We start from the raw sequence: 12,020 nt of genomic DNA on the forward strand, positions 1-12,020 counted from the left end.
GAGGTGGGCCGACTCCGGCGCGGAGCAACCGCGAGGAAAATATTTCTCATAACAGCGACAGGTCGCCGAAGATTTTCTTCAGGAGGACAAAAAAGGCAACATTCAATGCATCTTATTTCTATCAATTCGCTAGATTTGGCGGGTTCAACGGAGGCAGAAATGACCAAACCTCATTTCAGGAAACTGCTCGGCGCACTGGTCGCCACATCTATCCAGTTCGGCACGCTCGGTTCCGCGTTTGCCGACACCACCATTCTCAATGTGTCCTACGATCCGACGCGCGAGCTCTACAAGGCCTATGACGAGGCCTTCGCCGCGCATTGGAAGACGGAGACCGGGGAGACGGTGACCATCCAGCAGTCGCATGGCGGATCAGGTGCCCAGGCCCGCGCGGTGATCGACGGCCTCGACGCCGATGTGGTGACGCTGGCGCTCGAAGGCGACATCAACGCTATCGTCTCCAAGTCAAAGAAGATCAATCCAGACTGGCGCACCAAATTCGAAAACAATTCGGCGCCCTACACCTCGACGATCATCTTCCTTGTCCGCAAGGGCAATCCCAAGGGCATCCACGACTGGAACGACCTCGTCAAGGACGGCGTCCAGGTGATCACGCCCAACCCCAAAACCTCGGGCGGCGCACGCTGGAACTATCTCGCGGCCTGGGCCTATGCCAACGCCAATGACGGCGGCGATGAAGCCAAGACCAAGGACTTCGTCGGCAAGCTCTACGCCAATGCTCCCGTGCTCGACACCGGTGCGCGCGGCTCGACCGTGACCTTCGCGCAAAAAGGCCTGGGTGACGTGCTGATCGCCTGGGAAAACGACGCCTATCTGGCGCTCGACGAGTTCGGCGCCGACAATTTCGACATCGTTTATCCGCCGACCTCCATCCTGGCCGAGCCACCGGTGGCCGTGGTCGACGCCAATGTCGACGCCAAGGGCACACGCAAGGTGGCCGAGGCCTATCTGAGCTACCTCTATTCCAAGGAAGGCCAGACCATCATCGCCAAGAACCATTATAGGCCGTCCAAGCCCGAACTGGTTCCGCCCCAGGATCTCGCCAAGCTGCCGCCGATCAAGCTGATCACCATCGACGATCCGCTTTTCGGCGGCTGGAAGAAAGCGCAGCCTTATCATTTCGGCGACGGTGGTATATTCGACCAGATCTACAAGCCGGCCCAGTGAGCTAAACCTAGATCGGGACGACATGACCACAGCACCCGCGCGGGCGGGGTGGCGGTTCAGACAGCCGAGCGTCATTCCGGGTTTCGGATTGACGCTCGGCTTCTCGCTTGCCTACCTCACCCTCATCATCCTCATCCCCCTATCCGGGCTGATCTGGCGTTCGGCCGCTCTCGGCTGGGTCGATTTCTGGGCCATCGCCACCGATCGCCGCACGATCAACGCCCTTCGAATCAGCTTCGGCACGGCGTTCATCGCGGCTGTCGTCAATGTCGTCTTCGGCACGCTCGTCGCCTGGGTGCTGGTGCGCTACCGTTTTCCGGGCCGCCGCATCGTCGACGCCATGGTCGACCTGCCCTTCGCCCTGCCGACGGCTGTGGCCGGCATCGCGCTGACCACGCTCTACGCGCCGAATGGCTGGATCGGCAAATTGCTGATGCCGCTCGGCATCAAGGTCGCCTACACGCCGCTCGGCATCGTCATTGCGCTGATCTTCATCGGCCTGCCCTTCGTCGTGCGAACCGTGCAGCCGATCATGGAAGAGATCGACAAGGAAGTGGAGGAAGCCGCCGCCACCCTCGGCGCCAGCCGCTTCCAGATCATCACCCGCGTGCTCTTTCCCGGCCTGGCGCCGGCCATCATCACGGGCTTCTCGCTGGCCTTCGCGCGCGGCGTCGGCGAATACGGCTCGGTCATCTTCATCGCCGGCAACCTGCCTTACAAATCCGAGATCGCGCCGCTTCTGATCGTCATCCGGCTCGAGGAATACAATTACCCGGCGGCGACCGCGATCGCCGCGATCATGCTGGCGCTGTCGTTCATCATGCTGTTGATCGTCAATCTGGTGCAGACATGGAGCCGCAAGCGCTATGGCTGATCCCGAGATCAAATCATACGAACCGTATCATGAGAGCCGCTCGGCGGCGGTGACCGAGAGCCGGCCGGCACGCGCCGTGCTGATGGCCATCGTCTTCGTCTTTCTCGCCGTCTTCCTGCTGCTGCCGCTGATCATCGTTTTCAAGGAAGCTTTCGCCAAAGGCGTTGGCACCTACCTGCAATCGCTAAGCGATGCCGACACGCGTTCGGCGATCCGCCTGACCTTGCTGGTGGCCGCGATCTCGGTCCCGCTCAACATCGTCTTCGGCATCTCGGCCGCCTGGGCGATCGCCAAGTTCGAGTTCAAGGGCAAGGCCTTCCTGACCACGCTGATCGACCTGCCCTTCTCGGTCTCGCCGGTCATTTCGGGTCTGGTCTACGTGCTTCTCTTCGGTGCTCAAGGGTTGCTCGGCGAGTGGCTGAAGGCACATGGCATCCAGATCCTGTTCGCCGTGCCGGGCATTGTGCTGGCCACCGTCTTTGTCACCTTCCCCTTCGTCGCCCGCGAACTTATTCCGCTCATGCAGGAACAGGGCAATGGCGACGAGGAGGCGGCGCTGTCGCTTGGCGCCAATGGCTGGCAGGCCTTCTGGTACGTGACCTTGCCTAACGTCAAATGGGGCCTGCTCTACGGCGTCCTTTTGTGCAATGCGCGCGCCATGGGCGAGTTCGGCGCGGTTTCGGTGGTGTCGGGCCACATACGCGGCCTGACCAACACCATGCCGCTGCATGTCGAAATCCTCTACAACGAGTACAACGCCGTCGGCGCCTTTGCCGTTGCTTCCTTGCTTGCCGGGCTGGCGCTCGTCACGCTGGTCTTGAAAACACTGCTCGAGATGCGCTACGGCGCCGAACTCGCCGCGACGCGCGGACATTAGAAGGTTCATTGCATGGAAGTTCGCGTTGCCAACGTGCGCAAGGAGTTCGAGCGGTTTCCGGCGCTCCACGATGTCTCGCTCGACATCAAGTCGGGCGAACTGATCGCGCTGCTCGGACCGTCCGGCTCCGGCAAGACGACGCTGCTCAGGCTGATCGCCGGACTGGAGCGCCCGACGCGTGGGAAAATCTTCTTTGGTGACGAGGACGCTTCGCAGAAATCGATCCAGGAGCGCAACGTAGGCTTCGTCTTCCAGCACTACGCGCTGTTCCGCCACATGACGGTGGCCGACAATATCGGCTTCGGCCTCAAGGTGCGGCACGGGCCGACGCGGCCGTCGACCCCCGAAATCCGCCGCCGCGCCTCCGAGCTTCTCGATCTTGTCCAGCTTTCAGGGCTGGAGAAGCGCTATCCGGCGCAGCTTTCGGGCGGCCAGCGCCAGCGTGTGGCGCTCGCCCGCGCCATGGCCATCGAACCCAAGGTGCTGCTGCTCGACGAGCCGTTCGGCGCGCTCGATGCGCAGGTGCGCCGGGAACTGCGTCGCTGGCTGCGCGAAATCCATGACCGCACCGGCCACACCACCGTCTTCGTGACCCACGACCAGGAAGAGGCTTTGGAGCTTGCCGACCGCGTCGTGGTGATGAGCCAGGGGCGCATCGAACAGGTCGGCACCGCCGACGACATCTACGACACGCCGAACTCGCCTTTCGTCTACGGCTTCATCGGTGAATCCAGCTCCCTTCCCGTCAAGGTCGAGAATGGCGAGATCTGGCTGGCCGACCGTCCGATCGGATTGTCGGCGCCGCATGCGCCCGAGGGCGACGCGATGCTCTACTTCCGGCCGCATGACGTCGAACTGCTGGACGGCTGCAGCGGCTGCATCGCCGGCACCGTGGCCGCCAGCCGCCGCGTCGCCGGCACAAGGCGCGTCGAGCTCGAGATCGGCGGCGAACGCCAGCGGGTCGAGATCGAACTGCCGGTCGATCATCCAGCGGCACAGAAGAGCCGCGTGGCGTTCCGGCCGGGGCGCTGGAAGCTGTTTCCGGCTGCGTAGCGATAGGACCGCCGTCAATCCCTATCCCGGTCGAGGGCGGCCGCCTACCCTTTCACCAGGCCTTTCAACGACAGCACCAATGTCATGGGATTTTTCGGGGAAGCCGCAAAGCCATGGCGCTCATAAAAGGCTTTCGCTTCGTCCGATATCGCATGAACAAAAATTCCGCGTATCCCGAGGATCGTCGCGGCTTGACCGGCGCGCAGGACGGCATCTTGCAGAAGCGCTGCACCCGGTCCCTTCCCTTGCCAGCCTGTGTCCACCGCGAGACGCCCGAGCACGACCATTGGAATGGGATCCGGCATGTTGCGCCGAACAATGCCGGGCGCTTCCGCCAGGTCAAGCCCGCCCGAAGACAGGCAGTAGTAGCCGACAACGCGTGTGCCTTCCGCGACCACATAAGTACGAGATGCGCCACTGACCTGGTTGGCCCGTGCGCGGCGGCGAAGCCATTGGTCGAGACTTTCCGTTCCGCTTTGGAAAAGTTCGAGATCGTGGTTCTCGGCCAGCGGCGTGGGCGCCGACAGCATCAGTCCTGCCATGGCTTGGGCACGTTCATAAGACGCGCAAAACCTTCCCCGCTTGGCGGTTCATCGAGGATGTCGAGATAGTGCCGGTAACTCTGGGCATCCACCTTGATCAGTGTTTGGTCGAGCAGCGTATCCTCGGCAGCGCGGTAGGCGGCATCGATCATGAAATCGGAACGGGTTTTCCCGCGTAGCTTCGCGGCGCGGTCAATCAGTATGCGCATATCCTCGCGAATGCGCAGATTGACAGGCTTAGCGTGAGTTTCGGCTGCGGCTTTCGCCATGGTGGGCTCCTTTCCTTCACCATAACATGCCGCATACACAATGTGTATCTATTTGTCCTTTCCATTGGGAAAAGGTTGACGTGAACCGAGCTCCAATATGATGCCGCTCAAAAGAAAAACCTAGGATCAGCCTGTCTGGGAAACGGTTTTCTAGCAACGAGTGCCAAGCCCTGAATCTATGCCTCGCCGCCCCTTTGTACCCTCGCTATGCTCGAACGATAAACATTACATCCGGAGCCATTTCATGAAGCGATTTTTCCTCGGCGTTGCCGTCGCAGCCGGCCTCATCCTCGCATCCTCCCAGGCTTGGTCGGCCGACAAGCTGCTCAACGCCTCCTATGACGTCGGCCGCGAACTCTTCGTGCAGGTCAACAAGGCCTTTATCGCCAAGCATCCGGGCGTCAGCGTCGACCAGTCCCATGCCGGCACCTCGGCGCAGGCGCGTGCCATAGCCGAGGGCCTCGGCGCCGATGTCGTCACCTTCAACCAGGTCACCGATGTCGACTTCCTGGTCAAGAAGGGCCTCGTCTCGGCCGACTGGCAGAAGGATTTTCCCGACAACGCCTCGCCCTTCTATTCGCTGCCTTCGTTTCTCGTCCGCGCGGGCAATCCAAAGCACATCAAGGACTGGAGCGACCTCGTGCGCGACGACGTGCAGGTGATCTTCCCCAATCCGAAGACGTCGGGCAATGCGCGCTACACCTATCTGGCGGCCACCGCCTACGCCAAGGAAGCCTTCAAGGGCGACGACGCCAAGGTGAAGGAGTTCATCACCAAGCTGTTCAACAACGTGCCGATCTTCGACACCGGCGGGCGCGCCGCGACAACCACCTTCGTGCAGCGCGAGATCGGCGACGTGCTGATCACCTTCGAATCCGAGACGCGCGGCATCCGCAAGGAATATGGCGACGACAAGTTCGAGCAGGTCACCCCTTCGGTCAGCCTGCTGGCGGAATTCCCGGTGGCGATCGTCGACAAGGTCGCCGACGAACACGGCACGCGCGACCTCGCCAAGAGCTATCTCGACTTCCTCTATACACCCGAGGGCCAGGGCATCGCCGCCGAGAATGGCCTGCGCGCACGCGACGCGGCTGTCGCGGCCAAATACAAGGCCGATTTTCCGGACGTGCGCCTGCTGACGGTGGAAGACGTCTTCGCCGGTTGGGACAAGGTCCAAAAAGAGCATTTCGCCGCCGGCGGCCTGCTCGACCAAGCTTATGGCAGCCGGTAAAGTTTCAGTGGTCCGATAGAAAGATCAGGAGAGCCGGCCCCGGGGCCGGCTTTTCTTGTTTAGGCAGACGATAGGGCAATCCGGCGCCTTCGTGCAAAACGTTACAAACAATCAACGCGTTTGTGCCAAACATGCCTTTCCAATGGCTTGTTTTCTCGAAACGGCAGGGTGTGGAAGCAATGCCGTCATCATTTGCACACAAACAGCCGCCAGATGCGGGGTGGTTGGGGCTTCAACGGGTTGACTCGGGCATGCTGACGAAAAAAGGCAAATACGGCCTCAAGGCCCTCGTGCATCTTTCCAACCTTCCGGTTGGCCAATTGGCCTTCGTCAACGACATCGCCGTCGCCAACAACATCCCGAAGAAATTCCTCGATGCCATACTGGGCGAATTGCGCAACGCCGGCTTCGTCCAGAGCCGCAAGGGCAAGGAAGGTGGCTATCGCCTCGCCCGCCCCGCTTCCGAGATCAAGATCGGCCATGTCGTGCGTGTGCTGGACGGTCCGCTGGCGCCGATACCTTGCGCCAGCCGCACGCAGTACCAGCGCTGCGAGGATTGCGACGAAGCGACCTGCCAGGTCCGGCACATGATGCTGGAAGTGCGCCAGGCGATCGCCGAGGTGCTGGACAACCGCAGCCTCGCCGCCATGCGCGATGCCGACAACGACGATTTTCCGGTCGAGTTGACATCCCAGATCTAGAGCGGCGCGAATGAGGCTGTCGAGGTTCACGAAATCCCGAAAAGTCCCCCGCAAGCCATCGGCAGCCAGCTTCCGCACCGAGATCATCGCCGACGTCTTTGTCCCCGAATATGCCGAGGACGTGCGCTTCTTCAGCCGCAAGCAGCTTAGCCCCGGCAAGCTCCGCCGCTTCTCCACCAGGGATATTCGCGAAAGCCTGGCCGCCCTCTTCTACCTGTCGGTCGCGGCGGTGCTGCCTGTGCGCTGGTGGTCGCCGATCTGCGATTGGGCGTCGCGGTTTCGCCTGAAGCGTCATATGCGCAAGGATTTCCCCAGATATGCCGCCGCAACCCGCGCGGTGCTCGGCAGCGACATCGATGCGCGCAAGCTGTTCGAGGCATTGCTCGCGGCGCGCCATCGCCGCCGCATGCAGCTTGCCGCGCATCTGGTCGCCCGTCGCTGGACGCCGGCGATCCGGCTGGAAGGGCTTGAGGACTTGCAGGCCGCTTTGCAACGCGGCCATGGCGCGATCCTCTGGTGCGATCAGTTCACCGCCCAGACAATGATCGGCAAGCGCGCCATGCATGAGGCCGGCATCGAAGCGCATCAGGTCAGCGTCAACACGCATGGCGTTTCCGAGACGGCATTCGGCCAGCGCTTTCTCAATCCGCCAATGGTTCGTGTCGAGAACCGGTTCCTGAAAAGCCGGATCGTCTTCGACCGTGACGACGCCTATCAGGTCACCATCCGCATTCAGAAGATGCTGAGGCAGAACGGCGTCGTGATGATGACCAACACAATCCACGCCGGCTCGACCTTCACCGAAACCGCGCTTGGCGAAAGCGGCTGGACGCACCTTGCCTCGGCACCGGCGAATTTCGCCGCGCGCGGCAAGACGGCCCTGTTTGCGATGTCGACCTTCGAGGTCGTTCCCTTCCGGGAATATCGCGCCGTCTTGAGCCCCGAGCTGGTGCCGGCGGTACCGGCGCTCCAGGCAGCGGACACAATCAGGGACGGAGCCAAGAACATGGCCCTGCAGGCACACTACATCCTGCTCAAACGCGACCGCCTGCTGCAGGCGCTGAAAGAGTGCCCCGAGCAGATGATGTCCTGGTCGCGCCATGAGCGGTTGACGGAAGCCCAGGACGGCATCGGCATCAGCGCCGAAGAAGGCTCATGACGGGCGTATCAAGCGCATTGCCTGGGCGACGAGTTCGTCGACCGGCCGTGTCGCGTCGAGCGTCAATGCCCGCTCGTCTTGCCCCGGCGGCTCAAGGATGGCGAACTGGCTGTCAACCAGGCTTGCCGGCATGAAATGGCCCTTGCGGTTGCCAACGCGCCGCCGCGCGGTGGCGGGATCGATCTCCAGATAGAGGAAGACGATATCAGGGCAAAAACCGCGCAGGCGCTCGCGATAACCGCGCTTCAGCGCCGAGCAGGCGGCGACCACACCTTGCCGCTTGCCGATCGAGGCCTGGATCTGCTCGCCGATCGCGTCGAGCCAGCCTTCGCGCAGTTGATCGGTGAGCGGTTCGCCGCGTGCCATGCGGGCGACGTTTTCGGGCGGATGCAGCCTGTCGCCCTCGATGAAGACGGCATCGAGCGCGGTGGCCAGCGCGATGCCGACGGCTGACTTGCCGCAGCCGGCAACACCCATCACCACGATGGCCGGAGGCGCCAAACCGGAAGCGCCCGTCGGCGCCTGCGCTGCGTTTTCGTCCACCGTCAGCGGCTCGCCGGCGCGCGGCCATAAAGCAGGAGCATGGCGACGATGACGACGCCATAGATGATCTGCCGTCCCGCCTCCGGCATCTGCATGACCGAGAGGATGGATTGCAACAGCGTGATCAGGATCACGCCGGCGACGGTGCCGAGATAGGAGCCGCGCCCGCCCAGGATCGAGGTACCGCCCAGCACCACGGCCGCGATCGACGGTAGCAGATACGCATCGCCCATCGACTGCGCCGCCTTGGAGGCGTAGCCGGCCAGCAGCACGCCGCCGAAGGCGGAGAGCCCTCCGGAGACGGCGAAGGCGATCATCACCACGCGTCTCGTGTCGGTGCCGGAGAGATAGGCGGCACGCTCGCGGTTGCCGATGCCATAGACCGCGCGGCCGAAGCCGGTGCGCGTCAGCACGAACACCATCGCGATCCCTATAAGCGCCCAGATGATGACGGCGTTGGGGACGCCCGGAATGGTGAAGCCGGTGGCCAGGTAGCGCATGGCGCCGGTCGCCGAATCCTGTGGCGAGAAGCCGCCGGTATAGACCACCATCAGCCCTTGCGCGACGGCATTGGTGGCGAGCGTGATGATCATTGAGGGAATGCGCAAATAGGCGACGCCGATGCCGTTGACGATGCCGATCAGCACGCCGCAGAAGATGCCGAACGGGATCGCCAGCACCACCCCGGCCGGACCGTAGGCGGCCGCCGCGCAGGCCATCATCGCGCCCGCCGCCACCGACCACGGCACCGACAGGTCGATCTGGCCGAGCAGGATGACCAGCATCATGCCGGTGGCGATGACGCCGAGGAACGAGGCCACCTTGAGCTGCTGCAGGAGATATTCAGGCGACAGGAAGCTGCGCGAATAAAGACTGCCGACCAACAGCAGCACCACGATGCAGGCAAAGGCGGTCAGCACCGCCGGGTCGGCGCGGCGGATGAATTTCGGCATGCGGCCGGCAATGCCGCCCAAGGTCGTCTCGCTCACAGGAACCACTCCAGCCGGTTGCGGACCCGAAAAAGGGCGAAGGCGCCGAGGCTGACGGCGACCAGCAGGATAACGCCCTGGAACAGCGGCTGCCAGAGCGGATCGAAGTCGAACACGAACAACAGGTCGCCAATGGTGCGGAAGGCAAGGGCGCCGAAGATGGCGCCGATAGCGCTGCCCTTGCCGCCGAACAGCGACACACCACCCAGCACGACCGCCGCGATCGAGAACAACGTGTAGGAGTTGCCGCTCGCGTAGGCAGCCTCGCCCGTATAGGTGAAGAAGGTGAGGAACAGCCCGCCGATCGCCGCCAGCAGCCCGGCCAGCGTATAGGCGGCGAACTTGCCGCGCCGGATCGGCACGCCGGACATATAGGCCGCCGTTTCCGAAGAGCCCGCCGCGTATGCCGCGCGGCCGAGGATCGAGCGGCTGAACGGCACCCAGATCACCAGCACGATGGCGAGCAGCACCACCAGGCTCGCCGGCACAAAGCCGAACACGCGGCCGGTCAGCGCGTCGGCCAGGTCCTCATTGACCGAACCGCCCGGGAAAGGTCGCAACAACAGTCCGATGCCGTAGTAGACAGCCCCGGTGGCGATGGTGGCGACGATCGGCTGCAGCCGCCCATAGATGACGATGGCGCCGTTGACGGCGCCGCACAGAAGGCCCGCCACAAGCACGGCGATGACGCCGAGCGTGGTCTGCAACGGCGTGCCTACCACCAGCCAGGAGGCCAGGCAGTTGGTGAGCAGGAAGATCATGCCCACGGACAGGTCGATGCCGGAGGTGATGACGACCAGCGTCTGCGCCATGGCGACGAAGGCAAGCAGCACGCCCTTGTTCGCCGCCGTCTGCACGACATTGGCGGTGAAGCCCGCCGGGTGGTTCGAGGTGTAGATGACGAACATGACGATGAAGATGCCGAGAGCCAGCAACGTTCCGCGCTGCTCGGCTAGCCAGTAGCGCCAGTCTTTCACACGCTTGCTCCCAGGCCCACCGGGCTCTCCTCGCCATGGATGTTGAGCGCGCTCGCGATCAGCGCCCGCTCGGTGATCTCGCCGCCGACCAGCTCGCGCTTGACGGCGCCGTCATAGAGCACCAGGACCCGGTCGCAGCAGCCGATCAGCTCGTCATAGTCGGTCGAATAGAACAGGATCGCCGCGCCCGCATCCGCCAGCTTGCGCATCAGCTGATAGATCTCCTGTTTGGTGCCGACATCGATGCCGCGTGTCGGGTCGTTGAGCAGGATGATGCGCGGCTGGCGCATCAGCCATTTGGCGATCACCACCTTCTGCTGGTTGCCGCCCGACAGCGCGCCGACCGGAATGTCGAGGCCCGCCGTCTTGATCGCCAGCAGGCCGACCATGTCGTCGATCAGCCGCTGTTCGGCGGCGCGATCGATGATGCCGCCTTTCGACAGCCGATCGAGCGCGGCGAAAGACAGGTTTTCGCGCACCGTCATCGGCAGCATCAGTCCTTCGGTCTTGCGGTCCTCCGGGATGAGCGCCATGCCGACGCTATCCTCGCGGGCCGCTGCCGGGCTGGTGATCGTCACTGGCTTGCCGTCGATCAGCACCTCGCCGGAGAGGCCGCGCAGCACACCGAAGAAGGCGAGCAGCAATTCGCGCTGGCCCTGGCCGTCCAGCCCGCCGAGGCCGACCACCTCGCCTGCCCCGACTGTCAGCGAGATATCGTGCAGCCGGTCGGCCCAGGACAATTTGCGCGCCTCGAGCCGGGGGGCGGCGCCAGTGGGTGCCGCCGCCGGCTTGGGCGGAAAGATATGGCTGTATTCACGGCCTATCATCAGCTCGACCACCTCGTTGTCGCTCTTCGAGCCGGCCTCGTAGCTGGCGACATTGCGGCCATTGCGGAACACGGTGCAATGATCGGCCAGTTCGGCGATCTCATTCATGCGGTGCGAGATGTAGAGCAGCGCCAGCCCTTCCGAGCGCAGTCGTTTCAAGACGCCGAAGATCTTCGCGACATCCGCCGCCGTCAGCGCCGAGGTCGCTTCGTCGAGGATGAGGATGCGCGGTTTCCTGGCCAGCGCCTTGGCGATCTCCACCATCTGCCGTCGTGACAGCGGCAGGTCCTTGACCAGCGCCAGCGGATGGATGTCACCGGCACCCGCGCGCGCCAGCGCGTCCTCGGCGATGCGCCGCTGCGCCTTGCGGTCGATCATGCCGAAGCGTTTGGGCGGATCGGAAATGACGATGTTGTCGGCGACGCTGAGTTCGGGGATCAGCGACAGTTCCTGGAAGATGCAGACGATGCCGGCCTTGTTCGCCGCCCCCGGCGACGCGAAGGTCACCTCGCGCCCGTCCAGCGTCATTTGGCCCTCGTCGGGCGCCACGACACCGGCCATGACCTTGATCAGCGTCGACTTGCCGGCCCCGTTTTCACCGAGAATGGCGTGGATGCTGCCGGCCTCGACCGTCAGTTCGGCCTTTTCCAGCGCCCGCACGCCGCCATAGCGCTTGGACATGCCTTCCATGCGAAAGAGTGGAGCCGCACCGTCCATCAACCCTCCCCAGGGCGATTGTGGGATTGCAGGCTGGCGCCGCGGGATCAGCCGCGGCGCCAGACGATAGAAA

The 12,020-nt window shown here is 63.5% G+C and carries 13 protein-coding genes; 7 read left to right on the top strand and 6 right to left on the bottom strand.

What is annotated here, in order from left to right; genetic code table 11:
• Positions 1-159 precede the first annotated feature (159 nt).
• From FJ527_RS06845 to FJ527_RS06860, 4 genes are read left to right on the top strand one after another with little or no spacing between them, the layout of a single operon-like run.
• Positions 160-1,188 (top strand): sulfate ABC transporter substrate-binding protein, encoded by a 1,029-nt coding sequence (locus FJ527_RS06845; protein WP_140822338.1) that lies wholly within the window; start codon positions 160-162, stop codon positions 1,186-1,188.
• A 22-nt stretch (positions 1,189-1,210) separates the two neighbouring features.
• Positions 1,211-2,062, top strand: a complete 852-nt coding sequence (cysT, locus tag FJ527_RS06850; protein WP_015317127.1) for a sulfate ABC transporter permease subunit CysT — start codon at positions 1,211-1,213, stop codon at positions 2,060-2,062.
• Positions 2,055-2,939: a sulfate ABC transporter permease subunit CysW gene (gene cysW, locus FJ527_RS06855; protein WP_015317126.1), complete on the top strand. Its 885-nt coding sequence runs from the start codon at positions 2,055-2,057 to the stop codon at positions 2,937-2,939. Before cysT ends, cysW begins: the two co-directional genes overlap by 8 nt.
• Positions 2,940-2,951: 12 nt before the next feature.
• Entirely contained in the window at positions 2,952-3,992 is a 1,041-nt protein-coding gene (locus FJ527_RS06860; protein ID WP_015317125.1) for a sulfate/molybdate ABC transporter ATP-binding protein, read from the top strand.
• Between the two features lie 44 nt (positions 3,993-4,036).
• Here the strand turns inward: FJ527_RS06860 and FJ527_RS06865 are convergent, their stop codons facing one another.
• Entirely contained in the window at positions 4,037-4,522 is a 486-nt protein-coding gene (locus tag FJ527_RS06865) for a GNAT family N-acetyltransferase (protein WP_015317124.1), read from the bottom strand.
• Positions 4,522-4,803 (bottom strand): DUF1778 domain-containing protein, encoded by a 282-nt coding sequence (locus tag FJ527_RS06870; RefSeq protein ID WP_140615516.1) that lies wholly within the window; start codon positions 4,801-4,803, stop codon positions 4,522-4,524. The genes FJ527_RS06865 and FJ527_RS06870 overlap by 1 nt, the downstream gene beginning before the upstream one ends.
• A gap of 244 nt (positions 4,804-5,047) precedes the next feature.
• Between FJ527_RS06870 and FJ527_RS06875 the strand changes: the two genes are divergently transcribed.
• From FJ527_RS06875 to FJ527_RS06885, 3 genes are all read left to right on the top strand, one after another.
• Positions 5,048-6,034 carry a sulfate ABC transporter substrate-binding protein gene (locus tag FJ527_RS06875; RefSeq protein ID WP_140822340.1) on the top strand — a complete coding sequence of 329 codons (987 nt, stop codon included), beginning with the start codon at positions 5,048-5,050 and terminating at the stop codon, positions 6,032-6,034.
• Between the two features lie 251 nt (positions 6,035-6,285).
• Entirely contained in the window at positions 6,286-6,735 is a 450-nt protein-coding gene (locus FJ527_RS06880; RefSeq protein WP_023769580.1) for an Rrf2 family transcriptional regulator, read from the top strand.
• Between the two features lie 10 nt (positions 6,736-6,745).
• Positions 6,746-7,894: a hypothetical protein gene (locus tag FJ527_RS06885; protein WP_140822342.1), complete on the top strand. Its 1,149-nt coding sequence runs from the start codon at positions 6,746-6,748 to the stop codon at positions 7,892-7,894.
• On the opposite strand, the gene FJ527_RS06890 is transcribed toward FJ527_RS06885, so the two are convergent.
• From FJ527_RS06890 to FJ527_RS06905, 4 genes are read right to left on the bottom strand one after another with little or no spacing between them, the layout of a single operon-like run.
• Positions 7,889-8,437, bottom strand: coding sequence for a gluconokinase (locus FJ527_RS06890; protein ID WP_015317119.1), 549 nt, complete (start codon positions 8,435-8,437; stop codon positions 7,889-7,891). The genes FJ527_RS06885 and FJ527_RS06890 overlap by 6 nt on opposite strands.
• Positions 8,438-8,439: 2 nt before the next feature.
• Complete coding sequence (locus FJ527_RS06895; RefSeq protein WP_140822344.1) at positions 8,440-9,426, bottom strand: ABC transporter permease; 987 nt, start codon at positions 9,424-9,426, stop codon at positions 8,440-8,442.
• Complete coding sequence (locus tag FJ527_RS06900; RefSeq protein WP_015317117.1) at positions 9,423-10,403, bottom strand: ABC transporter permease; 981 nt, start codon at positions 10,401-10,403, stop codon at positions 9,423-9,425. The genes FJ527_RS06895 and FJ527_RS06900 overlap by 4 nt, the downstream gene beginning before the upstream one ends.
• Positions 10,400-11,947 (bottom strand): sugar ABC transporter ATP-binding protein, encoded by a 1,548-nt coding sequence (locus tag FJ527_RS06905; protein WP_140822346.1) that lies wholly within the window; start codon positions 11,945-11,947, stop codon positions 10,400-10,402. The genes FJ527_RS06900 and FJ527_RS06905 overlap by 4 nt, the downstream gene beginning before the upstream one ends.
• Positions 11,948-12,020: the final 73 nt, after the last annotated feature.

The organism is Mesorhizobium sp. B2-4-18 (assembly GCF_006441385.1).
In the GTDB taxonomy this organism is placed as follows: Bacteria; Pseudomonadota; Alphaproteobacteria; order Rhizobiales; family Rhizobiaceae; genus Mesorhizobium; species Mesorhizobium australicum.

What these genes read in the sequence shown, in the direction of transcription:
- FJ527_RS06870 (WP_140615516.1), bottom strand. Translation starts at nt 4,803, where the DNA reads ATGGCGAAAGCCGCAGCCGAAACTCACGCTAAGCCTGTCAATCTGCGC.
- FJ527_RS06860 (WP_015317125.1), top strand. Translation starts at nt 2,952, where the DNA reads ATGGAAGTTCGCGTTGCCAACGTGCGCAAGGAGTTCGAGCGGTTTCCG.
- cysT (WP_015317127.1), top strand. Translation starts at nt 1,211, where the DNA reads ATGACCACAGCACCCGCGCGGGCGGGGTGGCGGTTCAGACAGCCGAGC.
- FJ527_RS06845 (WP_140822338.1), top strand. Translation starts at nt 160, where the DNA reads ATGACCAAACCTCATTTCAGGAAACTGCTCGGCGCACTGGTCGCCACA.
- FJ527_RS06885 (WP_140822342.1), top strand. Translation starts at nt 6,746, where the DNA reads ATGAGGCTGTCGAGGTTCACGAAATCCCGAAAAGTCCCCCGCAAGCCA.
- FJ527_RS06865 (WP_015317124.1), bottom strand. Translation starts at nt 4,522, where the DNA reads ATGCTGTCGGCGCCCACGCCGCTGGCCGAGAACCACGATCTCGAACTT.
- FJ527_RS06905 (WP_140822346.1), bottom strand. Translation starts at nt 11,947, where the DNA reads ATGGACGGTGCGGCTCCACTCTTTCGCATGGAAGGCATGTCCAAGCGC.
- FJ527_RS06875 (WP_140822340.1), top strand. Translation starts at nt 5,048, where the DNA reads ATGAAGCGATTTTTCCTCGGCGTTGCCGTCGCAGCCGGCCTCATCCTC.
- cysW (WP_015317126.1), top strand. Translation starts at nt 2,055, where the DNA reads ATGGCTGATCCCGAGATCAAATCATACGAACCGTATCATGAGAGCCGC.
- FJ527_RS06880 (WP_023769580.1), top strand. Translation starts at nt 6,286, where the DNA reads ATGCTGACGAAAAAAGGCAAATACGGCCTCAAGGCCCTCGTGCATCTT.